We start from the raw sequence: 22,993 nt of genomic DNA on the forward strand, positions 1-22,993 counted from the left end.
GCATGGACCGCACACGACGCACCTTCCTGGCCACGGCCGTGGGCGCCGCGGCAGCCACCGGGCTCGGCGCCGCCTCCGCCACCGGGGCCGACCGCCGCCGGCGCATCCCGCCGTCCGGGATCGGCATGCATCTCTACACCATGCGCACGCCGTTGGCCACGGACTTCAGGGGCACCCTGGAGCGGCTGGCGGAGATCGGCTACGCCACGGTCGGGGTGAGCGGCCGGCACGGTCACAGCGCGACCGACATCCGGCGGATGCTCGACGGAACCCGGCTGCGGGCCGTCCTCGAACACGTCGGCTACGACACCGTGAAAGGGGCCGGACTTCCGCAGGCCCTGGAGGACATCCACACCCTGGGCGGCAAGTGGATCGTCGTACCCAGCCTGCCGGGTTCGCTGCACAGTCCGGCCGGCTACCGGGAAGTGGCCCGGGAGTTCAACCGGGTGGGTCTCGCCGCCCGCGAGTCCGGGCTGAAGCTGCTCTACCACAATCACGGCCTGGACCATCAAGTGGTGGACGGTGTCGGCCTGTACGACATCCTGCTCGCCGAGACCGACCCGGAACTGGTCGGTTTCGAGCTGGATCTGTACTGGGCGGCCAACGGCGGTGCCTCGGCGCCGGGCGAGCTCTTCGTACGCCATCCGCGGCGCTTCCCCGCGCTCCATGTGAAGGACATGGCACCGAACGGGGACTTCGCGGATGTCGGTTCGGGGGTGCTCGACTTCCCGGCGATGTTCGACACGGCGCGGCGGGGCGGTGTGAAGCAGTGGCTGGTGGAGCACGACTCACCGGCCGATCCGTTCGCCTCCGCGCTCGCGAGCTACACGTATCTGTCCCGGCTGCGGTACTGACCGGGCGAGTACGTGGAGCGGCCCCGGGTTGCGCGAACCGCACCCCGGGGCCGCTCCGTTCCCAGCGGCCGGCGACACCGTCAGTCGTGCGCCGAAGCCGCACCCAGCAGGTCGCGGATACGAGCGGCCGCCTCCCGGAACTCCGGGCGGCCCAGCGTCTCGCCGTACTCCCGTTCCGCACCCAGCCCCACCTCGATGATCTCGGAGACCGTGCCCGGGCGCGGGCTCATCACCACCACCCGGTCGGCCAGATAGACGGCCTCCGAGATGGAGTGCGTGACCAGCAGGACGGTGGTTCGGGTCTCCCTCCAGATGCGGTTCAGCTCCATGTTCATCTGCTCGCGGGTGAGGGCGTCGAGCGCGCCGAACGGCTCGTCCATCAACAGCACCGGAGGTTCGTGCAGCAGCGCCCGGCACAATGCCACACGCTGTTGCATTCCACCGGACAGCTCGTGCGGATACGCGTCCTCGAAGCCGCCCAGTCCCGTCATCCGGATCAGTTCGTCGGCCCGGCCGCGCGCCTGCGCGGGAGGCATCTTCCGGATCTCGGCCTGGAGCAGGATGTTGCGGCGCGCCGAGCGCCACTCCAGGAGGGCGGCGCGCTGGAACACGTATCCGATGTCGTGCCGCACCCCGTCGACCCGCTCGCCACCGAGCCGGACCTCGCCCGAGGACGGCTTCAGCAGTCCCGCAACCAGTTTGAGCAGGGTCGACTTGCCGCATCCGGACGGTCCGACGATGGCCACGAACTCACCGGGGGCCACATCGAGCGACACCGCGCGCAACGCGGTGACATCGCGCTTCCTGCTGCGGAACCGGACCGCCACGTCGGACAGTTCGACCGCTGCTGCCGCCGTGGCGGCGGGGACCGGCGCCTCGGTCCGTGTCGCGTCCTGCTTCGGCATGGTCATCCCTTCAGAGCCGTCTTCTCGTCCCAGTACTCGGCGACGGCCTTCGGCTTGCTCACCATGCCCGCCTCGGCGAAGACGTCGATGGTCTGCTGCCAGTCGGCCTCGTCGTTCACGCCGGGCGCCTTGCCCTTGGTCGAGGTGGTGTGCAGCAGGGTGAGGGTCGTCTTGAACTGCTCGGCCAGTACCGTCGCCGGCGGCAGTTGTTCCGAGGCTCCGTCCATCGCCGCGACCGCCGGTCCGGGCGCCTTCTCGGCGGCCGCCCACGACTCGCTGACCGCCCGCACCATGCGTCCGGCAAGTTCGGACTTCGAGGAGAGGATCTTCTGGCCGGCGAGCAGACCGTTGGAGTAGAAGTTCAGCCCGTTCTCGGAGAAGCGCAGGTACGAGACGGGCTTCTTCGCCTTGTCCTGCATGGTGGGGCCCTGGTCGCTGGCATAGCCGAGCAGTCCGTCGGTCTTCCCGGAAATCACTGCGGCGATCTTGCCCGCCGGGTCGGTGTTCTGGACCTTGACGTCCGAGTCGGCCAGGCCGTTCTTCTTCAGGAAGATCGGGAAGGTCTTGGAGAGCGCGTCCCCCGCGGTCCCCGCGATGGTCTTCCCCTTGAGGTCGGCGGGCGATCGGATGCCCGCGGCGTCGAAGGACTGCACCGACGCCGGGGTGGTCTGGAGGAAGACTCCGAGGCTCTTCACCTGCACGCCCTGGTCGACACCGGCGAGCAGCGCGGGGGTGTCGGCCCAGCCGAAGTCGGTCTGGCCCGCCGCGGTGGCCTGCACCGTCTTCTGCGAGCCCTGGCCCGCCTGGATCTCCAGGTCGATGCCGTGCTTCTCGAAGATCTTCTGCTGCTTGCCGTAGTAGAACGGCGCGTGTTCGCCGTACGGATACCAGTTGAGGGTCAGCGTGACCTTGTCCAGCTTCTTGCCGGAGTCGCTCGTGGTGGTCGACGCGTCGTTGCCACCGCAGGCCGTGGCCACCAGGACGAGAGGTACGACACCGATCAGGAGTCTGCGCGCATGCATGGGCTGGGCCTTCCCGCGACGAAGTAGGACGGAATCAGTACGTGGTGGTGGCAGAGGTGTCCCGGCGGCTGGCGTGCCACGGGAGCAACAGCGTTTCGGCGATCTCGACGACGACGAAGAGGACGACGCCGATGAGTGACATCACGAGCAGCCCGGCGAAGAGCATCGGGGTGTCGAGGTTGCCGTTGGCCTGGAGGATCACATAGCCCAGGCCCTCGTTGGCGCCGACGAACTCGCCGACGACCGCGCCGGTCACCGCGAGAGTGACGGCGACCTTGAGCCCGGAGAAGAGATGCGGGAGCGAGGCCGGAAAGCGGATCTTGAGAAAGGTCTGCCAGGGCTTGGCGCCCATCGTCGCCGAGAGCTGGAGCATCTCCGGGTCGACCGCCTTGAGGCCGGTGACCATGGAGATCACTACAGGGAAGAAGGCGATGAGCACGGCGATGAGGATCTTCGGTCCGATGCCGAAGCCGAGCCAGACGACGAACAGCGGCGCGATCGCGATCTTCGGTACGACCTGGGCGAACAGCAGGATCGGATAGAGCGTGCGCTCGACGGTCGAGGAGTACACCATGACAACCGCCGCGAGGACACCGACGGCCACGGCGATCAGGAAGCCGAGCAGCGTCTCGTACGTGGTCACCCAGGTGTGCTGCCAGAGATAGCCCGCCTTGCCGGTGAGAACGTCGAGGGTCGCCCCGGGCGACGGTACGAGATAGGGCTTCACCAGCTCGGCCGCCGAGATCACCCACCAGACGGCGAAACAGGCCAGCAGCAGGGCGAGGGGCCGCCAGCTCTGCTCGGCCGCCCGGGCGAACCGCTCCCCCGCCGAGGGCCCGGCCCTGCGGACGACTCCCGCCGCTTCGGGTGGGCTTTTGGCCAACGCGCTCTGGCTCACTGTGAACTCCCTGCGCTTCGGGGGTAGTTGTGGAGAGCTGTGCGATCATGCTAGGACGAGAAGGCGCTTTCAGAAGACGCTTTCAGAAAGCGCTTTCTGATAAGGTTTTCGCCACGCTAATGACTGCCTGCACGCACGGTCAATAGGTCGTCGACAAGTTTTCGCGCCTTCCACCACCGCGCCCTTGGGGGTCGACTTGAGTGAATGGAGAACACCGCACCACCCGGATCCGCACCACCACGGACCGCGCGGGGCCCCTCGCGGGGAGGCGCATGTGACGCTCGACGCCGTGGCCCGGGAGGCCGGCGTCTCCCCCGCCACCGCCTCACGTGCCCTCAATGGCACGGCCCGGGTGCGCGACGATCTGCGCGAGCGGGTACGGGCCGCGGCGGACCGGCTCGGATACACCCCCAACGCCCACGCCCAGGCACTCGCGAACGCCACCAACAACCGGACGGTGGGGATGATCTGTCATGACGTCAGTGATCCCTACTTCGCCGCCGTGTCCAGTGGCGTGATGCGGGCCGCCGCCGAACAGGATCTGCTGGTGATGCTGGCCTCCACGTTCCGGGAGCCCGCCCGGGAGATCGCCTACGTCTCGATGCTGCGGGCCCAGCGCGCCCGGGCGATCCTGCTCATCGGCTCCGGATTCCAGGACCGGGCGTGGGAGCGGGCCCTGGATGCCGAACTGGCGCCGTACATACGGGGCGGCGGACGGGTGGCGGTCGTCAGCCGGCACCGCAGTCTGCGGGTGGACACCGTACAGCCGGAGAACCGGGCGGGGGCGGCCGCGCTCGCCCGGACGCTGGTGGGGCTCGGACACCGGACGTTCGCGGTGCTCACCGGTCCGCCCGCGCTGACCACGGTCTCCGACCGGCTCGCGGGCTTCCGGGAAGGGCTCGCGGAGGCGGGGATCGGACTCGATCGGGTCGTGGAGGGCGCGTTCACCCGCGAGGGCGGGTACGCGGCGGCCCGCCGGCTGCTGGCCTGCGGTCGGCCGCGGCCGACCTGTGTGTTCGCCGTCACCGATGTGATGGCCGTCGGTGCGCTCGCCGCGCTGCGGGAGGAGGGGTTGCGGGTGCCGGACGATGTCTCGCTCGCGGGCTTCGACGACATCCCGCTGGTACGGGAGTTGTCACCGGCGCTCACCACGGTGGCGCTGCCACTGACCTCGATGGGCGAGGACGTGATCGCGCTGGCGCTGCGGGAGCGGTCCGCGGGGCAACGGGCCCGGATCGTGCGCGTGGCTGGCGAGGTGGTGGTGCGGGCGAGCACGGGAACGCCGCCGGTCGGGTGACCGGCGGCGTCCGGGGGGCCGAGCCGAGCGGCCCGACGGTGGGGAGTGGCCCTACGGGTGGACGAGCACCTGGGAGAGTGCCACGCGGCCCGTGCCGGAGGTCACGATCTTCACCGTGCGGGTCCGGCTGTCGAGGTTCAGGACGGTGGGGCGCAGTGCCTTCCCGCTGACGTGGACCGTCGCGTCGTCCGTGACGACATCGAAGTCGGCTGTCGTGGCGGACGAGTTGTTCCAGATCTCGATCTGGCGGATGTGCTGTTCGCCGCCCAGGTCGACCTGCCACCAGGCGCCCGCCTCGGACAGCGTGCGGGTGTCGGTGTTGGTGTCGCCGTCCAGGGCGAGCGCCGCGGCCGCCGTGCCCTCGGTGGAGGACTGGGTGGCCGTGCCGGTGCGGGCCAGATCGGTCCGCAGCTGCTCGACCGGGCCGCCGTGGGCGCCTGCCCGGGCGGCGACGGCGAGTGCTTCGGCAGGCAGCCGGTCCAGGCCGGTGTAGTTGTCCGTCATGACCGAGCCCATGCCGCCGAGTGCGGGCGCGGCGGTGTCGGTCCAGTTGCCCCGGGCGGTGTTCTGGATCCCGTAATCCGCCCAGTTGGAGACCCACTTGTAGCCGATGCGGGTGATGACGTTGTTCTCGACGACGATGTGCGAGGACTGCTCGTCGAGGTAGATGCCGTTGCCGTCGCGCTCGGTGTTGCCGAAGGCGGAGCGGTTGATGTAGTTGCCGGAGACAACCGTGCCCGGCTGTGCGCCCTGGGTGTAGATCGCGCCGCCGTCATGCTGCTGTTGTGCGACTTCCATGACGTTGGTGATGCGGTTGCCGGTCACCTTGTTGTCGCGCAGGACGGACTTGCGGGCCTCGGGCTGGTTCCAGCCCCAGCCGACCGAGATCCCGGAGTACGGAAGGTGGTCGAGGCTGTTGTGATCGATACTCAGCTCGGCTTCGTAGCCGGCCCAGATACCCACCGCGTCGGTGTATTCGACGCCGGTGCGGGTGAGGGTGTTGTGCGCGATGGTGTTCCGCTCCCCCGCGAGCGCCGCGCCGGGCATCGGTTCGGTGTCTCCGACGTACACGCCGCCCGAGGACAGGTCCGTGAAGGTGGAGTGGGTCAGGGAGCTGTCCTTGGTGCCCGCTTCGAGGATCGCGCCCGCCCCGCCGAGCCTGCTGAACCGGGCGTTGTCGATGCTGATGTGCTGTCCGCCGCGGACGGTGACCGCGGCGGACGGCTTGGTGTAGTAGCGGCCCGCGTGGTCGACGGGGCCGGTGGCTCCGGTCAGGGTGAGACCGGCCTGCATGCCCGCGTAGCCCTCGTCGGTGCCGGGCTGGCGGTACGCCGCGTACGCGAAGGCGATCCCGCTGACGGTGACGTCGTGGGCGCCGTCGACGACGAGCAGTTGTTCGGTGTGCGGCGTGACGGCCCGCGCGTGGCGCATGTTCTCGCCCTTGCGCGGCAGGTAGGTGACGGAGCGGTCCTTCGAGTTCCAGACGAATTCGCCCGGCTGGTCCAGGAGTTCGGGGGCGTTCTCGAAGTAGGCGACGCCGCTGTAGCGGGTGGAGTCGACGGTGGTCGTGTCCCAGGCAGGCCCGGTGCGGTCGGTGCCGCTCGCCGAGTTCGTCCAGCAGGGCTGGGCGAACGTCATGATGTCGCCGTTGACGCCCGCGATCCGGCAGTGGTAGTTGCGCCAGCGGACCCGGATGACGGCTTCGGCGTCGGTGGGTCGCTGCCACCGGGCGATCCCGGTGGCGGTGGCACCGGTCATACCGGTCTTCGTGGCGTCGCAGGTGCTCGCCGCGCAGGCCTCGCCGCGGGCGCGGGTCGCGCGCCTGCCGTCGATGAACAGCTGGCGCGGGATGACGCCGGACGGGACGTCGGCGGTCCAGGTGCCATCGGTGTTCTGCCGCCAGCCGGTGATGTCCCGTCCGCCGGAGAGGACGGGGCGGGCACCGGGGGCCGCGGTCCAGGTGACCGTGCGGCCGTCCTTCCCGGAGTCCGCGACGCCGAGCTTCAGGGGCTCGTCGCGCTGGTACGTACCGTTCTTCAGGAGTACGCGGACGTCCCGCCCGGTTTCGGTGCGGGCCCGGTCCCGGGCGCCTTCCAGAGTGCAGGGGCGGGCGACGGTACAGGAGGTGCCGTCTCCGTCCGGGGCCGCGTACAGGGTGCGGACGCCGGGCGCGGCCTGGGCGGCCGGGGTGGCGAGGAGCGCGGCCAGGAAGGCGGCGGAGGCGGCAGCGGCGGTTCCTCGTACGAGGTTCAGGGTGCGGCGGTTCACGCGGAGGCCTTCCAGTCGGGGTGGCCGGGCATGGGCGGGTTCACGGCTCCGAAGAGCCAGTCGCGCAGGAACGGGTCGAGGGACTTGTCGCCGGTGACGTCGACCGTGTGCCGGATGAAGGCCTCGCTGGTGTAGGTGGAGTCCTTGAAGCGCTTCACCCACTCACGCATGACCCGGTCGAACTGCCGCTGACCGATCTGAAGGGTGAGGGCGTACAGGACGAGTGCGCCGCCGTCATAGATGTTGGTGCCGCCGAGCGCGTTCGGGAGTCCGGGCGGACCGTCCGTGGCGCGGACGGCGTCGAGCTTCTCGTAGGTCGCCCTCATCTTGTCCTCGAAGACGGACCAGCCGCGCTCCTCGCCGTACAGGCCGGCGTAGTACACGGCAGGGCCCTCGTTGAGCCAGGCCTGCTGCCAGTCGTTCGGGGTGATCCAGTCGCCGAACCACTGGTGGACGAGCTCGTGGACCATGGTGGTCTCGTAGCCGGGCTGGCCGTTGGCGTTGAGCTTGAACCAGTTGGTGGAGAACAGGGAGAGGGTCTGGTTCTCCAGGGCGTCGGTGTAGCCGTCGTAGATGTGGAGGCCGTAGACGGAGAACGGATAGCGGCCGAACTTCGCCTCCAGCCAGGCCAGATGGTCCGCGGTGCGGGCGACGATCGGACCGTACTTCTCCTCCTGGCCCTGCGGGACGATGTGGCGCAGCGGCAGTCCGCGGTGGCTGGTGCCGTACAGATAGGTGCCCTTGACGACAGCGATGCCGATCAGTTCGGTCGCCATGCGCTCGCGGAGGGCGAAGTGCCAGACGGTGGAGCCGTCGGCGCGCGGGGTCTTGTGGAGCAGTTCGCCGTTGGCGGTGGCGACGTAGCCCTGCGGCGCGCTGATGTGGAAGGTCCACGTCGCCTTGTCGGACGGGGTGTCGTTGCAGGGCAGGAAGGTGTCGGCCCGGGAGGACTGGGCAGCGGACGCGAAGCCGCCGTCGGTGCCGAACTTCCAGCCGGTCAGGCCGAGTCGGGGCGCCTTGCCGTTGCCCCGGTAATGGACCTCGACGGTGAACGCCTGCTCGTCGTGGAGCGGGCGGGCGGGGGTGACGGTCAGTTCCTGGCCGCTCTTTCCGGGCGACAGCACCCAGGTGGCGGGGCGGCCTGCGACGGTGACGGAGTCGATGGTGTGGCCGTCGGTGTCCAGGTTGAACGCGGAGAGGTCCTGGGTGGCCTTGGCGTTGATCTTCACGACGGCTGTGAAGTCGTAGGTCACCGGGGTGAAGTCGAAGGTGAGGTCGTAGTGGACGACCTGGTAGCCGCCGTTGCCGAGGGTCGGGAACAGCGGGTCGCCGACGCCGTCGGAGCCGGGCTTCGGGTCGAAGCGGCGCGGCTGCGCTCCGGCGGGCGAGCCGAGGGCGGGTACGACGACGGCCGCGGCCACCGCCGCGCCGCCGAGTCTGAGGACTGTGCGTCGCGTCGTCACTTCTTCCCCTTCTGGAAGGCGTCCTCGAATTCGCCGCGGGCCTGCTCGCCGCCCTTGGCCAGGTAGTCCTTGACGAGCTGGTCGTAGGCCGACATGGGCTTGCGGCCCGCGATGATGTCCTTGAGCGCGTCCTGCCTGAACGTGTAGAGGCTGCCGGTGCCCTTGGAGTCCCAGGTGGGCGAGGAGTACCGGAGCGTCGGGTCCTGCTCCATGATCGGGATCATCTTGGTGAAGGCGTCGTGGACGTGGCGGACGCCCTGCTCCGAGTCGGCGCTGAAGATGGCGGGGACGGCGGAGGCCATGAACTTCCACGGCACGGTGACGTCCTGGGTGCCCTGCTTGGTGAGCGCCGGGTTGCCCTTGGCGTCACGGGTGAAGTCCTTGCCTTCGACGCCGTAGTTGATGAGCGTGTACTCCTGGCTGCCGAACGGGGAGGCGGCGAAGTCGGCGAGGGCGAGGATCTCCTTGACGCGGTCCCCGGACGCCTTCTTGATGTGGGTGTTCTGGAGCTCGACGTTGTCCATCCAGGCGACGGCGGCGGAGCCGAACGGCACGAAGGGCCTCGGGTCGTACTTCGTGTCGATCGCCTTCATCGCAGCGATGTAGCCGACGCCGGGCGCCAGATAGGTGGGCATGCCGTCGTACACGTACGCGCCCTTGCCGTTCTTGAACATGTCCGTGTACTGGGCCTTCTGCGCCCCGGACATCTGGAGGGTGCCCGGGTAGAAACAGCCGGCCTTGTACAGCTCGCGCGCGGTCTCCACGGCCTGGCGGTACTCCGGGGTCTCCAGGTCGGTGGTGAACTTGCCGGTCTTCTCGTCCAGCCGCCAGAAGTAGGGCGCGCCCGCGGACATGGCGAGTACGTTGGTGACGCCCGCGATGATCGCGTACTGGTCCTTCTTGGGCCGGGTCAGTTCCTTGCAGAGCTCGACGAACCTGTCGAGGCCGCTGATCTGGTCGAGGCTCGTGACGCCGGCCTCCTCGAACAGGTCGTGGCGGTAGAAGCCGGCGCCGCCGGTGCCGGTGCGGGCGATCGGGATGCCGTACAGTTTTCCGCCGAAGATCGCGGCCTGCCAGGCGCCCTTCGGGATCGCGGCCAGGTTCGGGTAGTCCTTGATCTGGTCCCCCGCGAGATACGGGGTCAGGTCGGCGCACTTGGCCCGGAGGAAGGCGGCCTTGTTGTCGACGCCTCCGATCTCGGGGTACATGAAGAGGTCGGGCAGGCTGTCGCTGGCGACCATGGTGGAGAACTTGGTGCCATAGTCGTCGGCGGGGACGGCCGTGATGTTCACCTGGGCGCCGAGGAGCTTCTCGATCTCCTGCCAGGCAGCGTTCTTGCCGCGGGCGGGCGGCGGCGGGCCGAAGGTCTCCATCGTCGCGCTGATCGGTTCGGCGCCCTTGAGCGGGTTGCCCTTCGTGGCCCGCAGCGGCTTGGCCGGGTAGCTGAAGTAGCCCTGCGGAACACCGGCGGCGGTGCCCGCCAGGTCGGGCTTGAGGCCGATGTTGCGGATCGCGGTGTCCGGGAGCAGCGAGGCGCTCTTGGCCTCCGCCTTCGCGGTCGTGCCGCCGTCGCCGCAGGCGGCGAGCAGCGGGGCGGCGGCCAGTGAGAGGCCGACGCCCGCACCCATGCGGAACAGTGCTCTGCGGTTGATGGGGGTGGAGCTCGACACCTGAATCTCCTTGGGAGAGGGGACGGAAGGAGTGGGGGGGCGGTGGCTGCGCTCAGCCCTTGACGGCGCCTGTGAGCACGCCCTTGGTGAAGTAGCGCTGGAGGAACGGGTAGACGCAGAGGATCGGTACGACGGCGATCACCAGAACGGCCATCTGTACGGCCTGCTGCGGGGCGAGGACCTCGCCGGCCGAGGCGGCGTTCAGGCTCTGGCCCTGGAGGACGTAGGTACGCAGCACCATCGGCAGCGGCCATTTGTCGGAGTCGTTGAGGTACAGGAGCGCGTTGAAGAAGGCGTTCCAGTACGTCACCGCGTAGAAGAGGCTGATGACGGCGAGGACGGCCTTGGACAGCGGCAGGACGATCCGCACCAGGATGCGGAAGTCTCCGGCGCCGTCGACCTTCGCGGCGTCGTACAGCTCCTCGGGCAGGTTCATGAAGAAGGACCGCAGGACGACCAGGTTGAAGGCGCTGACCAGGGTGGGCATGACGAGGGCCGCGTAGGTGTCGTACAGGCCGAGCCCCTTGACCAGCAGGAAGTTCGGGATGATGCCGGCGTTGAACAGCATCGTGAACAGGGCCGTCATGAGGATGAACCGGGAGCCCGTGACATCACGGCGGGAGAGTCCGTACGCCATGCCGACGGTGACGAGCAGGCTGGCGAGGGTGCCGAGGACGGTGATGCCGACGGAGACGACGAGCGCTCGGGTGACGACTCCGCCGGTGAAGATGGTGCGGTAGGCGTCCAGGGTGGGGTGGTCCGGCCACAGGACGAGGCCGGAGCTCTTGATGATGTCGGTCTGCGAGGCGAAGCTCGTGCCGATGACGCCGACCAGCGGGTAGGCGACGGCGAGGACGACCACGACGACGGCGACCGCTTTGGCGATCTGCCCGATCCGGGTCGGCCGCTCCATCCACGGCGGCCGGCCGTCGGACTTCCGTGCGGGGGCGGGGCGGGACGCCGGTGCGGTGGAATCGCTCGTGGCGCGCGTCTTCTCAGCGGTCAGCACCGCGGTACACCCCTTCGTGGCCGAGTCGGTGGGCGAACTTGTTCGCGCCCAGGACGAGTGCGGTGCCGATGACCGCCTTGACGAGTCCGACGGCGGCGGCGACGCCCCAGTCGTTGTCCTTGATGCCGTGGTAGTAGACGTAGGTGTCGAGGACCTCACCGGCGTCCGGGCCGACCGCGTCGCGCTGGAGCAGGATCTGCTCGAAGCCGACGGAGAGGATCTGCCCGAGGTTGAGGATCAGCAGCAGGATGAGTACCGGGGCGATACCGGGCAGGGTCACGTGCCAGAGGCGGCGTCGGGGGCCCGCGCCGTCGATCGCAGCGGCCTCGTACTGCTGCTTGTCGATGTTCAGCAGCGCGGCAAGAATGATGATCGTGCCCCAGCCGGCGTCCTTCCAGGCCACTTGGAGGGTCAGTAGCCAGGGGAAGGCGTTGGGGTCGCTCATCATGTCGTAACGCGGCAGCCCCAGGCCGCCGAGTACGTCGGGCAGAAGACCCGCACCGCCCAGGATCTGCTGGAAGATCGAGACGATGATGACCCAGCCGATGAAGTGCGGCAGATAGACGACGCTCTGCACGAAGCGCCGGATGCGGTCGCTGGCGATGCTGTTGAGCAGCAGGGCCAGGGCGACCGGGACCGGGAAGAAGAACACCAGCTGGACGAGGGCGATCTCCAGGGTGTTGAACGTCGCGGACCAGAAGGTCGGCTCACCGAACGCCGCGGAGAAATTGGCGAACCCCACCCAGACGCTGTGCATGTAGCCGAGGTACGGCTGGTAGTCCTGGAACGCCACCACGTACCCGAGCAGCGGTACGTAGTGGAAGACGACGAAGTACAGCAGGCCGGGCAGGGTGAGCAGCAGCATCACCCGGTCCCGCTTGATCCGCTGCCGGAGCGTCAGCCGGTGCTGTGCGACGACGGCCTGGGCAGCGGGCGGGGAGGGTGTTTCAGCCTTCTGCCGCCGCTTCTCCCGCGGCAACGGGGGTGCTGTTTCAGCCATGGTGCGTCCTGTTCGGCTGGGTGGCGCATGGTGAGCCTTCTGGGGCCGCAAGTTAGTAAGCGGTTAACCCAAGCGTCAAGAGATCCCGTCGAAACTCATCGACACACGACACCTCTCACCATCGAATCCGGTCCAACGAATCACCAGAAACTGCTCACTGATGGACAGTTGGTGTGACCGTGAGCTTGACGGTCGGGCACCGCGCTCCTTAGCGTGCCGGTCATTCCATAGAACGCGATTACTATCCGGAGGCAGGGTGCGAACCACCGAAGAGGCACCGGCTCATTCCGGTAGCGATGCTGCGGGCCCGCCCCCGCGACGGCCGCGCACGGTCCTGGCCATGAGCCCCGGACTGCTCGACGACGTCTTTCCGCCACGGGTACGGGCCCGCCTCGAAGAGACCGCCGACCTCCTCACCCCGTCCGTGATCAGCGAGTTCGACTCCCCGGACGCCGTCGCGGCGCTGGGGTCCGCCGAGGTCCTGCTCACCGGCTGGGGCTGCCCGCCCGTCGACGCCACTCTGCTGGACCGGGCACCCGGGCTGCGCGCCGTGATCCACGCGGCGGGCACGGTGAAGACGTTTCTGTCGCCGGCCGCGTTCGACCGCGGAATCGTCGTCTCCTCGGCCGCCGCCGCCAACGCCGTACCGGTCGCCGAGTTCACCCTGGCGGCGGTCATCATGGGCGCCAAGCGGGTCTTTCCGCTGGCCGGACTCTTCCGCACCCGGCGCACCCACCGCACCGGCGCCGACCTCGACCGTCAGCACTGGCTCGGCACGCACGGCCTGACCATCGGCGTCGTCGGGGCATCCCGGATCGGCCGCCGGGTCATCGAACTGCTCCGGGTCCTCGACGCCGAGGTACTGCTGTACGACCCGTATGTCAGTGCAGCCGAGGCGGAGCTGCTCGGTGTCACCCCGACCGACCTGGACACCCTGGTGGCGACCAGCGACGTGGTGACCGTCCACGCCCCCGACACACCGGAGACCCGCGGGATCATCGACGCCCGGCGGATCGGCCTGATGCGCCCCGGCACCCTCCTCGTCAACACGGCCCGCGGCCCCCTGGTGGACACCGAGGCGCTGACCGGCCACCTGGTCAGCGGGCGGCTGGACGCCGTCCTCGACGTGACCTCGCCGGAGCCGCTGCCGGACGGCCACCCGCTGTGGGACCTGCCGAACGTCTTCCTCACCCCGCATCTCGCGGGCGCCCAGGGCAACGAGGTGGGGCGGCTCGGCGCGCTCGCCGTCGACGAACTGGCGCGGTACGCGCGGGGAGCACCGTTCGACCACCCGGTGCACCGGGCCGACCTGGGGAGGATCGCATGAGCTCCGTCGCCGCGCGGGCCGGTGCCGTGACCGGCAATGTCTGTCCGGAAAGAGCGTCGTCCAGTGCGTGCGATCGCAAGGCGGCCGGAAGCTCTTGTACCGGAGTTACCAGGGCTTTTGACCAACGCCGTGAGCGTGCGTGATGGGCGGCGCGACGAGGCAGAGCCTGCCGGGAGGGGCACTAGGCTCGGCGTCACACAACAGCCACCAGCAGGGGGTGAGCCGGATGCGCCGGCAGAGCACAGCCACGGACGGACAACGCCGCGCGACGGTCACCGATGTCGCGCGGCGCGCGGGCGTCTCGACGGCCACGGTCTCCCGCGTACTGAACCGCAACTACCCGGTCGCCGAAGCGACCCGGGAGCGGGTCGAGTCCGCGATGCGCGAGCTCGGCTATGTCGTCAACGCCCACGCCCGTGCGCTGGCCGGGGTGTCCAACCGCACCGTCGGCATCATCGTCAACGAGGTCATCGACCCGTTCTACGCGTACATCGCGCGCGGCGTGGAGCGGGAGGCGGCGCTCGGCGGCCGGCTCTGCCTGGTCTGCTGCACCCAGGGCGATCCGCAGCGCGAGCTGGCGTTCATCGATCTGATGCACGAGCGCAGGGCGGACGCGGTGGTCGTGGTCGGCGGTTCCCTCGCGGACCGCGGCTACACCACCGAGCTGGCCCGCCGGGCGCGCGAGCTGGACGCGGGCGGCTCGAAGCTCGTGCTGTGCGGCAGGTCGCCGCTGGGCGAGCAGGCCCCGACCGTCGCGGTCGAGTACGACAACGAGGGCGGCGCCTTCGCCATCACCGACCACCTGCTGATGCAGGGGCACGAACGGATCCTGTATCTCGGCGGCCCGCCCAGGCTGTCCACCACCCGCGACCGGCTGGCCGGGCACCAGCGGGCCCTGGAGCTGCGCGGCGTCACGCCGGACCCCGAGCTGGTCCAGCCCGGCGCGTTCAGCCGTAACTTCGGGTACCGGCGGATGGCCGAACTGCTGCGGGACGGACCGGACTTCACCGCGGTCTTCGCCGCCAACGACATGGTGGCGGCGGGCGCGGCGCAAGCTCTGGAGGAGGCCGGGGTCCGGGTGCCGAAGGACGTGTCCCTGGTGGGGTACGACGACATCCCGGTGGCCCAGGAGCTGCGGCCGCGGTTGACCACCGTCCACATTCCGCTGGAAGAGATGGGCCGCCAGGCCGTACGGCTCGCCGTGACCGGTGGGGACGAGGACGACTGGCGCGAGCCGACGACGGGTGCGTTGCGCCTCGGCACCCACATCGTGGTACGCGATTCCGTTGCTCCACACCCCGGACGACCCAACCGCATGTGACCGGTTACTTCCCGCCTGTCCGCAGTTGGCCATAGAAAATCACAGTAACTTCCCGACTCCTCTTGCGGGTCGATAGCAACCGCTTACATGCTGACGCCGAGCAGCACCGTTCCGCACGCTTCCGCCCCTCACTCGTTTCTGCAGGGAGAGTTCCGCATGCGTATGCCCATCGACTCCGCCGGCTCCTCCACCGCCCGTTCCGCCACCTCCTCCCCCGTCAGCAGGCGTTCCGTTCTCGCGGCCGCAGCCGGTGCCGGGGCAGCGCTCGCCCTCGGCGCCGGCACGGCCCGGGCCGCGACGGCCGGTGCCGCCGCCTCACCGGGTGCCCGCCCGGTCGAGCTGACCCTGACGGCCCGGCCCGCCGCCGAGGCCGAGCGGCTGCGGCTCGGACAGGCCCTGCGCGGCTCGGAGTTCCAGCCCACCGGCCTGTACGTGCCGGCCGGCACTCCCCTCTCCCTCACCGTCCAGCCGTACGACGATCTGTTGCCCACCCTCTGGATCGGTGCCTGGGACTACTACGGCGAAGTCACCGAGCCCCGTAGCTATCCGCTGACCGCGGGTGCGAACAAGGTCACGGACCCGCACGGCGGCCCGGTCTACCTCACCCTGACGGGCCGCGGCGAGCGCGCGGGTGTGCTGGTCCGCTCCGGCGCCGTCCCCATGCCGGTCTTCGCGCTGGGCCGCACCTCGGAGACCGACTACCAGCGGCAGCTGGACACGCTCACCGCATCGCCGTACGTCGAACTCCACGCGCCGCACACCATCATGACGCTCACCCGCGAGGGCGCGCTGCTCTACCGCGGTGAGGACCACGCGGCGCTGCTCGGACTGGTCGAGACGATCATCGACTCGCACGCCCGGATCAGCGGTCTCGACGGTTCGAAGCCGGTGCACCGGCGCAAAGCGGGGCCGTACCACTTCACCGAGGTCAGCAAGGTCCCGGCCGGTGTCGGCGCCTACGCCACACACGGCTACAACGGTTTCCCGCGGGCCTATCTCGACCGGGCCACGACGGTGGAGGGGCTGCGGACCCGCGGCTGGGGGCTCTACCACGAACTCGGCCATCTGCACCAGCAGTTCGCCTACAAGCCGGGCGGTCTGACCGAGGTCACGGTCAACATCTACTCGCTGGCCGCGCAGCGCACCCTGGAGCAACCGTCCAACCTCCTCACGGTCGATCCGAAGACGGGCCTCACCTACTTCCAGTCCGCGCAGCGCAAGTTCGGCACGGCCGGGCTGACGTACGAGAACTCCTTCGGCGCGTACGAGAAGCTCGTCCCGCTGCGCCAGTTGGAGCTGGCCTTCGGCGAGGACTTCTGGCCCCGGCTGCACAAGCTGGTCCGCGAGGAGAACCCGCAGTCCCAGTACACGGAGAACGACAAGCGCTACCGCGCCCTCGCCACGTACTCCAGCCGTATCGCGGGCTACGACCTCACGGACTTCTTCGTGAACACCTGGGCATTCCCGATCGATGCCACCGGCAAGGCCGAACTGGCCGCGCTGAACCTGCCGAAGCCGCCCGTCGACCCGTCGACGCTGGCCGACTGACCGCAACAAGAGGGAGTTCACCGTGAACCTCAGCAGAAGAACCCTCCTCGCGGCGAGCAGCGCCACCGCCGTCACGGCCGCGACGACACTCCTGACATCGGCCGGCGCCGCGCAGGCCCGTCCGGTCTCGGCCGCACCGGCCGAAGCCGCAGCCACCGCCGACTTCGACACGCTGCTCCAGCGGGCCGAAACGCTGCTCACCGGCGGCGGGTTCGACCCCGCCGACGCCGACTTCACGGCCGCGGTCACGGCACTGGACGCCACGGCCAACGGCCTCTGGGACACCCTCGACCGCGGCGCCGGACGCACCGCGCTCTGGTCCGACCTCTCACCCCTCACCGACCCGGGCAACTTCGGCCAGAGCTACACGCGCCTGCGCACCCTCGCGACCGCCTGGGCCACCGAGGGCACCTCCCTCGCAGGGAGCGCACAGGTGGCGGATGCCCTCGTCGCCGCGCTGCGCTTCAGCCACGACACCGCGTACAACCCGGCCAAGCGCGAGACGGGCAACTGGTGGTTCTGGGAGATCGGCGCCCCGCGTGCGCTGATGGACTGCGCCGTCATCCTGCGCGACCGGCTTCCCGCAGCCGATCTGACGGACTATCTCGCGGTCGTCGACCGGTTCTGCCCGAACGCGGACCGCCGTACCAACTCCCCCACGCTGTCCGAGACCGGCGCGAACCGAACCGACAAGGCCGTCATCGTGGCGCTGAGCGGGCTGCTGGGGCGGGACGCCGCCAAGCTGGTCTCGGCCCGTGACGCACTCTCCGACGTACGCGACTCCGGCCGCAACAGCCTCTTCCGGTACGCGACGTCGGGTGACGGCTTCTACCAGGACGGGTCGTTCATCCAGCACGACGTGGTCGCCTACACCGGTACGTACGGCGTCGTGCTGCTCAGCGGCACCGCCTATCTGCTGGCACTGCTGGCGGGCTCCGAGTGGGCGGTGGCCGATCCGAAGGTGTCGGTGGTGTACGAGGCCGTCGAGCGGACCTTCACCCCGGTGATCTTCGACGGACTGATGATGGACTCGGTGCGCGGCCGGGCGATCTCCCGGCAAGCCGCCGGTGACCACCGCGACGGCGCGGCGGCCGTCGCGGCGATCCTGCTCCTCGCGTCCGGTGCACCCACCGAGTACGCGGGACGCTGGCGGGCACTGGTCAAGGGCTGGCTGACCCGCAACCGCACCACTCCCTTGGAGACCCTCGCGAGCCTGCCCCAACTCGCCCTGGCCAAGGCCGTCCTGAACGACGCGACCGTCCCGGCCGAGGCGCGTACGACCGGCAGTTCCGTCTTCGCCGACATGGACCGCGTGGTGCACCGCCGCCCAGGCTGGGCCTGCGCGCTGTCGCTGTCGTCGAAGCGGATCTCGGCGTACGAGGCGGGCAACGGCGAGAACCTGCACGGCTGGTACACCGGCGACGGCATGACGTATCTGTACGACGGCGACGATCTGCGGCAGTACAACGACGGCTTCTGGCCGACCGTCGATCCGTACCGGCTCCCCGGCACCACGGTCGACACCCGGCAGCGCACCGATCTCGGCACGAGCGCGGGCACGTCCACCTACCGTCCGTCCAATGCCGTCGCGGGCGGCGCCGTGCTGGACGGCAGGTACGTCGCGGCCGCGATGGAAGTGATCGGCGCGCAGGGCACGACTCTGCGGACCAGGAAGTCGTGGTTCCTGCTGGACAACGCGGTGATCGCGCTCGGTGCCGGCATCACGGCGAGCGACGGCCGCCGGGTCGAGACGATCGTGGAGAACCGCAACCTGGGCACCGACGGCAGCCACCGGCTGCTGGTCGACGGCGTCCGGCAGCCCGGCGACCAGGGCTGGACCCACGAGTTCGACGGAGCCCGGTGGGCGCACGCGGACGGCGTGGGCGGCTATGTGTTCCCCGAGGGGACCACCCTGAACGCCCTGCGTGAACAGCGCACCGGTACCTGGCAGGACATCAACTCCGGGTCGGACACGGGCGGCACCGCCGATCCCGTCACCCGCCGCTATCTGACGCTCTGGGTGGACCACGGCTCCTCCCCCACCGACGCCCACTACGCCTACGTGCTGCTGCCCGGCGCGTCGGCGGCGGCGACCGCCGCCTGGTCGCGGTCCCGGCCGGTCCGGATCATCGCCAACGACGCGACCGCGCAGGCCGTGGAGGTACGCCGGGCCGGACTGACCGCGGTGAACTTCTGGGGCGCAGGGACAGCGGCCGGGATCACCGCATCGGGCCCCGCGTCGGTGCTCGTGCGGCGTCACGGCGCGCGCGTCAGCGTCGCGGTCGCCGACCCGGGACGGACGCTCACCACGCTCTCGGTCGAGCTGCCGTTCCGCGTACGGTCGGTGGTGGACGCCGATGACTCGGTGAGCCTGGCCCCGGGCCCGAGGCCCGTCCTCACCGTCGCCGTCGGTGGCTCGCGCGGCCACACCCACCGCGCCGAACTCACCCAGTAACCCCACCCCTGCACACCCCCTTCGAGGAGCAGCACCACCATGTCCGTCGCACCGCATCTGCAACTGCCGCCGCCCGACCGGGTTTTGTCGTCCCGTACTGGCTGGACCCGGGCCCACTGGGAGGCGACGGCCGACCGGATGCTGGACGCGCTGGTGCCGTACGCGACACCCGGCTTCGCGCAGTACCGGCTGCCGGGCCGCACCAGCTGGTCGGGGGTCGTCTCGGACGGTCTCGAAGGGTTCGCGCGGTCGTTCCTGCTCGCCGCCTGCCGGATAGCGGGCGCGGGCGGGGCGGTCGCCCCCGCACTGATCGAGCGGTACACGGCGGGCCTGGCCGCGGGCACGGATCCCGGGAGCGGTGAGGCGTGGCCGCGGCTGACGGACTGTTCGCAGCAGATGGTGGAGGCGGCATCGGTCGCGGTCGCGCTGCACGAGACCCGGCCGTGGATCTGGGACAGGTTGGACGCCCGAGTGCAGGAGCGGGTCGTCGACTGGTTCTCCGGGTTCGTCGGCGGGCGTACCTGGGACAACAACTGGCGGCTGTTCCAGGTGGTGTCCGAGCAGTTCCTCGCCTCGGTCGGCGCCCCGTACAGCCGCGCGGACATCGAGACCAATCTGGACAGGATCGAGGACTGGTACGTCGGTGACGGCTGGTACACCGACGGGGACGGCCGGAACTTCGACTACTACATCGGCTGGGCCATGCATCTGTACCCGCTGCTGTGGTCCCGGATCGCGGGCCCCGACGACGGCGGCCGCACCGAGGTCTACCGGCAGCGGCTCAGCCGGTTCCTGGAGGACTATCCGCACTTCTTCGGCTCCGACGGGGCGCCGGTCCACCAGGGCCGCTCACTGACGTACCGGTTCGCCGCACTCGCACCGGTGTGGATGGGGGCACTGACCGACTGCACCCCGCTCGCGCCGGGGCTGACGCGCCGGCTCGCCTCGGGCACGATGCGGCACTACGCGGAGCGCGGTGTGCCGGACGAACGGGGGCTGCTGACACTGGGCTGGTACGACACGTTCCTGCCGAGCACCCAGCCGTACTCCGGTCCCGCTTCGCCGTACTGGGCGAGCAAGGGTTTCCTCGGGCTGCTGCTCCCTGCGGACCATCCGGTGTGGACAGCGCGTGAACTCCCGCTGCCCATCGAGGAGTCCGACCGGTTCACCGCGCTGCCGGCCCCCGGCTGGCTGCTGCACGGCACCCGTGACGACGGCATCGTGCGGCTGATCAATCACGGCAGCGACCACAATCCGCCCTACGACGAGACGACCGACCCGTCCGAGGGCGTGGAGGACCCGCACTACGCGAAGTTCGCCTACTCGACGGCGACGGCCCCCGAAGCCGCTCCGCACGCCGTGGCACGCTCCATCGACGGCCATCTGGCACTCGTGGCCCCGGACGGCACGCCGTCGCCGCGCCGCCGCATCCATCCGCTGCGCTGCGAGGACCGCGTGGCCGCCTCCTGGTACGCGGCCCGGCTGCCCGGCGACGATCACCCGTACCGGATCGAGACGACGAGTGTGCTGCACGGCCCGTGGGAGATCCGGGTCCACCGGGTCGAGGCGCCCGAGGGTGTGGTGGTGCGGGAGGGCGGTCACGCGGTCGCCCACACGGAGAGTCCGTTCGCCCTGTCGGGTCCCGACTGGGCGCTGGCCCGTACCGCCGACGGTCTGAGCAGCGCCCTGGTCGCGCTGTACGGTTGGGACGGTGGTGCCGAAGGGGCCGCTGTGGCGCGTGACGTCCAGTCCAACGCGTACGGGCCGCGCTCCGCGATCCCGTATCTGCGCAGCCGACCGCACCCGGGCGGACGGAGCATCCATGTCTCGCTGGTCGCCCTCTCCCGGGACACCGTGCATCCGGCGGCGTTGCGCGACTCGGTGCGGGTGCGGGCGGGATCGGAGTCGGTGGTACTGACGTTCCTGGACGGTACGACGGTCGAGGTCTGACCGCGGTCACCTGACGATGCTGTTCCCCTCTCGACGGTCGATGTGCCCGACCAGTTCCCGCGCCAGGGACTTGATCGTGTCGAGCCCCGCCCTGCCCCACGGGCGAGGCACGGTGTCGACCGCGCAGACGGCGCCCAGGGCGATGCCCGTGCGGTCGATGAGGGGCGCGCCGAGATAGGAGCGGATGCCTATGTCGTCGACCACCGGATTCCCGGCGAACCGCGGGTAGTCGCAGACGTCCTCCAGGACGAGCGCCTTGCGTCGTACGACGACATGCGGACAGTAGCCGTGGTCGAGGGCCACGTACCGGCCGGCGCGGCCACTGCCCGCGGCCGTGGCGCCCAGGTGTGAACCCCTGTGCGTGCCGGCCGGGGTGTGCAGTCCGGCGAAGAACTGCCGGTTCCCGTCGATGAAGTTGACCATCGAGAAGGGCACATCGGTCACTTCGGCGACCCGGTCGGCGAAGGCGTCGAAGTTGTCGAACGAGGTGTCGGCGCGTTCCGCCAGGCCCAGGGTACGAAGACGTTGAGTACGGACGAGGGCGTCGCGGTCGACGGGCGTGAGCAGCAGCCGGCCGGCGGCATGCCGGGTCACGTGTGGGCTCCGAAGGCGGTCAGCGGGGCCGGGGCGGAGGTGACGTTGATCAGGTGCTGCACCAGTGTGACCAGGGCCCCGGTGCCGGAGCTGGCGATCCGGGCGTCGCAGAGCACGACCGGCACGTCCGGTCCCAGATCGAGCGCGGCCCGTACTTCCTCGGGGGCGTAGCGGTAGGCGCCGTCGAACTCGTTCACCGCGATGATGAAGCCGATACCGCGCCGCTCGAAGAAGTCGACGGCGGCGAAGCACTCCGCGAGCCTGCGGGTGTCCGCGATCACGACCGCTCCCAGCGCGCCCTGGGAGAGCTCGTCCCACATGAACCAGAAGCGTTCCTGGCCTGGGGTGCCGAACAAATAGAGCACATGCTGCTCGTCGAGGGTGATGCGGCCGAAGTCCATCGCCACGGTGGTGGAGGTCTTGGACTCGATGCCGTCGAGGCTGTCGGTCGCGGCGCTGACCTGGGTCAGCAACTCTTCCGTGCTGAGCGGCGCGATCTCGCTGACCGCGCCGACGAAGGTCGTCTTGCCGACGCCGAACCCGCCTGCCACCAGCACCTTGAGCGCCACGGGAAAGCCTTCGGATGTGTCGGGCCCGGCGGAGTCATAGCCGCGGCCTACGTCATAGGAACCGCCGGAGCCGTAGGAACTGTCGGAGCCGTAGGAACCCCCGGCGTCATAAGAACCATCCGGGCCACAGTAACTGTCGGAGCCATAGGAGTTATCGGAGCCGTAGGAACTGTCGGAGCCGTAGACGCCGCGGCAGCTGTAGGCATCGCCGGAGCCGCCATGCCCTTCCGGATAGCCACGGTTTCCGTGGCTCCCGTGGCTCCCGTGGCTTCCATGGTCTCCATGGCCTCCGTGGCTTCCTCGGTCTCCATGGCTTCCTCGGTCTCCATGGCTTCCGTGGTCTCCGTGGCTTCCATGGTCTCCGTGATCTCCACGGTCTCCATGATCTCCACGGTCTCCATGGCTTCTGAGACTTCCGAAGTCTTCGGGGCATGCGCTGTTCTCGTACGCGGCTGGGCTGCCGAAGCCGTCAGAGCTGTCGTCGTAAGCCATCGAGCACTGCCTCCAGCAGAGATCGGTCGGTGGGCATGTCATGGAAGGCGGGCGGGTGCGCGGTGACTGCTCCGCAGTCCACCAGGTCGGAGACGAGCACCTTGGTGACGACTGCGGGCAGCCCCAAATGGGCGGCGATCTCGGCCACCGAGGTGGGGCCGCCGCACAGCCCCAGCGCGACGGAGTGTTCGGGACCGAGATGGACCTGTGGCTCGGTCCCCGTGGCCATCACCAGGGAGAGCAGATCGAGCACGGCCGTCGGACGGGTCCGGCCGTTGCTCACGGTGTAAGGGCGGATGAGCCGGCCGGCCGCGTCGTCGAGCAACGGCGCGTCCTGCGGAACCGACACCC

The 22,993-nt window shown here is 69.8% G+C and carries 18 protein-coding genes; 7 read left to right on the top strand and 11 right to left on the bottom strand.

The window, feature by feature from the left end; all coding sequences use genetic code 11:
• Positions 1–2 precede the first annotated feature (2 nt).
• Positions 3–854, top strand: coding sequence for a sugar phosphate isomerase/epimerase family protein (locus ACFU8Q_RS01560; protein WP_384446594.1), 852 nt, complete (start codon positions 3–5; stop codon positions 852–854).
• Between the two features lie 80 nt (positions 855–934).
• Here the strand turns inward: ACFU8Q_RS01560 and ACFU8Q_RS01565 are convergent, their stop codons facing one another.
• From ACFU8Q_RS01565 to ACFU8Q_RS01575, 3 genes are read right to left on the bottom strand one after another with little or no spacing between them, the layout of a single operon-like run.
• Positions 935–1,765, bottom strand: coding sequence for an ABC transporter ATP-binding protein (locus tag ACFU8Q_RS01565; protein WP_384446595.1), 831 nt, complete (start codon positions 1,763–1,765; stop codon positions 935–937).
• On the bottom strand, positions 1,762–2,781 hold the full coding sequence (locus ACFU8Q_RS01570) for an ABC transporter substrate-binding protein (RefSeq protein ID WP_384446597.1): 1,020 nt from the start codon (positions 2,779–2,781) through the stop codon (positions 1,762–1,764). Before ACFU8Q_RS01570 ends, ACFU8Q_RS01565 begins: the two co-directional genes overlap by 4 nt.
• A gap of 34 nt (positions 2,782–2,815) precedes the next feature.
• Positions 2,816–3,679: an ABC transporter permease gene (locus ACFU8Q_RS01575; protein ID WP_384446598.1), complete on the bottom strand. Its 864-nt coding sequence runs from the start codon at positions 3,677–3,679 to the stop codon at positions 2,816–2,818.
• A 274-nt stretch (positions 3,680–3,953) separates the two neighbouring features.
• Between ACFU8Q_RS01575 and ACFU8Q_RS01580 the strand changes: the two genes are divergently transcribed.
• The gene (locus tag ACFU8Q_RS01580; protein ID WP_384446600.1) at positions 3,954–4,976 is read left to right on the top strand and encodes a LacI family DNA-binding transcriptional regulator; all 1,023 of its coding nucleotides are present in this window, start codon (positions 3,954–3,956) and stop codon (positions 4,974–4,976) included.
• Between the two features lie 51 nt (positions 4,977–5,027).
• Here the strand turns inward: ACFU8Q_RS01580 and ACFU8Q_RS01585 are convergent, their stop codons facing one another.
• From ACFU8Q_RS01585 to ACFU8Q_RS01605, 5 genes are all read right to left on the bottom strand, one after another.
• Positions 5,028–7,244 carry a right-handed parallel beta-helix repeat-containing protein gene (locus ACFU8Q_RS01585; protein ID WP_384446602.1) on the bottom strand — a complete coding sequence of 739 codons (2,217 nt, stop codon included), beginning with the start codon at positions 7,242–7,244 and terminating at the stop codon, positions 5,028–5,030.
• Positions 7,241–8,707 (bottom strand): M1 family metallopeptidase, encoded by a 1,467-nt coding sequence (locus tag ACFU8Q_RS01590; protein WP_384446603.1) that lies wholly within the window; start codon positions 8,705–8,707, stop codon positions 7,241–7,243. Before ACFU8Q_RS01590 ends, ACFU8Q_RS01585 begins: the two co-directional genes overlap by 4 nt.
• Complete coding sequence (locus ACFU8Q_RS01595; RefSeq protein ID WP_384446605.1) at positions 8,704–10,377, bottom strand: extracellular solute-binding protein; 1,674 nt, start codon at positions 10,375–10,377, stop codon at positions 8,704–8,706. The genes ACFU8Q_RS01590 and ACFU8Q_RS01595 overlap by 4 nt, the downstream gene beginning before the upstream one ends.
• A 52-nt stretch (positions 10,378–10,429) precedes the next feature.
• Positions 10,430–11,290: a carbohydrate ABC transporter permease gene (locus ACFU8Q_RS01600; protein ID WP_384446676.1), complete on the bottom strand. Its 861-nt coding sequence runs from the start codon at positions 11,288–11,290 to the stop codon at positions 10,430–10,432.
• Between the two features lie 82 nt (positions 11,291–11,372).
• On the bottom strand, positions 11,373–12,386 hold the full coding sequence (locus ACFU8Q_RS01605) for an ABC transporter permease (RefSeq protein ID WP_384446607.1): 1,014 nt from the start codon (positions 12,384–12,386) through the stop codon (positions 11,373–11,375).
• A gap of 340 nt (positions 12,387–12,726) precedes the next feature.
• Here ACFU8Q_RS01605 and ACFU8Q_RS01610 point away from each other — a divergent pair, with 340 nt between their 5' ends.
• From ACFU8Q_RS01610 to ACFU8Q_RS01630, 5 genes are all read left to right on the top strand, one after another.
• Positions 12,727–13,713: a hydroxyacid dehydrogenase gene (locus ACFU8Q_RS01610; RefSeq protein WP_384446609.1), complete on the top strand. Its 987-nt coding sequence runs from the start codon at positions 12,727–12,729 to the stop codon at positions 13,711–13,713.
• A 226-nt stretch (positions 13,714–13,939) separates the two neighbouring features.
• A complete protein-coding gene (locus ACFU8Q_RS01615; protein WP_384446611.1) occupies positions 13,940–15,034 on the top strand; it encodes a LacI family DNA-binding transcriptional regulator in 1,095 nt (364 codons plus the stop codon).
• Between the two features lie 156 nt (positions 15,035–15,190).
• The gene (locus tag ACFU8Q_RS01620) at positions 15,191–16,582 is read left to right on the top strand and encodes a M60 family metallopeptidase (protein WP_384446613.1); all 1,392 of its coding nucleotides are present in this window, start codon (positions 15,191–15,193) and stop codon (positions 16,580–16,582) included.
• Between the two features lie 22 nt (positions 16,583–16,604).
• Complete coding sequence (locus ACFU8Q_RS01625) at positions 16,605–19,037, top strand: polysaccharide lyase 8 family protein (protein ID WP_384446615.1); 2,433 nt, start codon at positions 16,605–16,607, stop codon at positions 19,035–19,037.
• Between the two features lie 39 nt (positions 19,038–19,076).
• Positions 19,077–20,987 carry a DUF2264 domain-containing protein gene (locus tag ACFU8Q_RS01630; protein ID WP_384446616.1) on the top strand — a complete coding sequence of 637 codons (1,911 nt, stop codon included), beginning with the start codon at positions 19,077–19,079 and terminating at the stop codon, positions 20,985–20,987.
• A gap of 6 nt (positions 20,988–20,993) precedes the next feature.
• On the opposite strand, the gene ACFU8Q_RS01635 is transcribed toward ACFU8Q_RS01630, so the two are convergent.
• The 3 genes from ACFU8Q_RS01635 to ACFU8Q_RS01645 all read right to left on the bottom strand — a co-directional run bounded on the left by ACFU8Q_RS01635 (position 20,994) and on the right by ACFU8Q_RS01645 (position 22,991).
• Positions 20,994–21,581: a GAF domain-containing protein gene (locus ACFU8Q_RS01635; protein WP_384446618.1), complete on the bottom strand. Its 588-nt coding sequence runs from the start codon at positions 21,579–21,581 to the stop codon at positions 20,994–20,996.
• On the bottom strand, positions 21,578–22,150 hold the full coding sequence (locus tag ACFU8Q_RS01640; protein WP_384446619.1) for an ATP/GTP-binding protein: 573 nt from the start codon (positions 22,148–22,150) through the stop codon (positions 21,578–21,580). Before ACFU8Q_RS01640 ends, ACFU8Q_RS01635 begins: the two co-directional genes overlap by 4 nt.
• Positions 22,151–22,619: 469 nt before the next feature.
• Positions 22,620–22,991, bottom strand: coding sequence for a DUF742 domain-containing protein (locus tag ACFU8Q_RS01645; RefSeq protein ID WP_384446621.1), 372 nt, complete (start codon positions 22,989–22,991; stop codon positions 22,620–22,622).
• Between the last annotated feature and the right edge of the window lie 2 nt (positions 22,992–22,993).

The organism is Streptomyces sp. NPDC057543, assembly GCF_042801895.1.
Taxonomy (GTDB): Bacteria; Actinomycetota; Actinomycetes; order Streptomycetales; family Streptomycetaceae; genus Streptomyces.

What these genes read in the sequence shown, in the direction of transcription:
- ACFU8Q_RS01560 (WP_384446594.1), top strand. Translation starts at nt 3, where the DNA reads ATGGACCGCACACGACGCACCTTCCTGGCCACGGCCGTGGGCGCCGCG.
- ACFU8Q_RS01565 (WP_384446595.1), bottom strand. Translation starts at nt 1,765, where the DNA reads ATGACCATGCCGAAGCAGGACGCGACACGGACCGAGGCGCCGGTCCCC.
- ACFU8Q_RS01570 (WP_384446597.1), bottom strand. Translation starts at nt 2,781, where the DNA reads ATGCATGCGCGCAGACTCCTGATCGGTGTCGTACCTCTCGTCCTGGTG.
- ACFU8Q_RS01600 (WP_384446676.1), bottom strand. Translation starts at nt 11,290, where the DNA reads ATGGAGCGGCCGACCCGGATCGGGCAGATCGCCAAAGCGGTCGCCGTC.
- ACFU8Q_RS01605 (WP_384446607.1), bottom strand. Translation starts at nt 12,386, where the DNA reads ATGGCTGAAACAGCACCCCCGTTGCCGCGGGAGAAGCGGCGGCAGAAG.
- ACFU8Q_RS01610 (WP_384446609.1), top strand. Translation starts at nt 12,727, where the DNA reads ATGAGCCCCGGACTGCTCGACGACGTCTTTCCGCCACGGGTACGGGCC.
- ACFU8Q_RS01615 (WP_384446611.1), top strand. Translation starts at nt 13,940, where the DNA reads ATGCGCCGGCAGAGCACAGCCACGGACGGACAACGCCGCGCGACGGTC.
- ACFU8Q_RS01620 (WP_384446613.1), top strand. Translation starts at nt 15,191, where the DNA reads ATGCGTATGCCCATCGACTCCGCCGGCTCCTCCACCGCCCGTTCCGCC.
- ACFU8Q_RS01630 (WP_384446616.1), top strand. Translation starts at nt 19,077, where the DNA reads ATGTCCGTCGCACCGCATCTGCAACTGCCGCCGCCCGACCGGGTTTTG.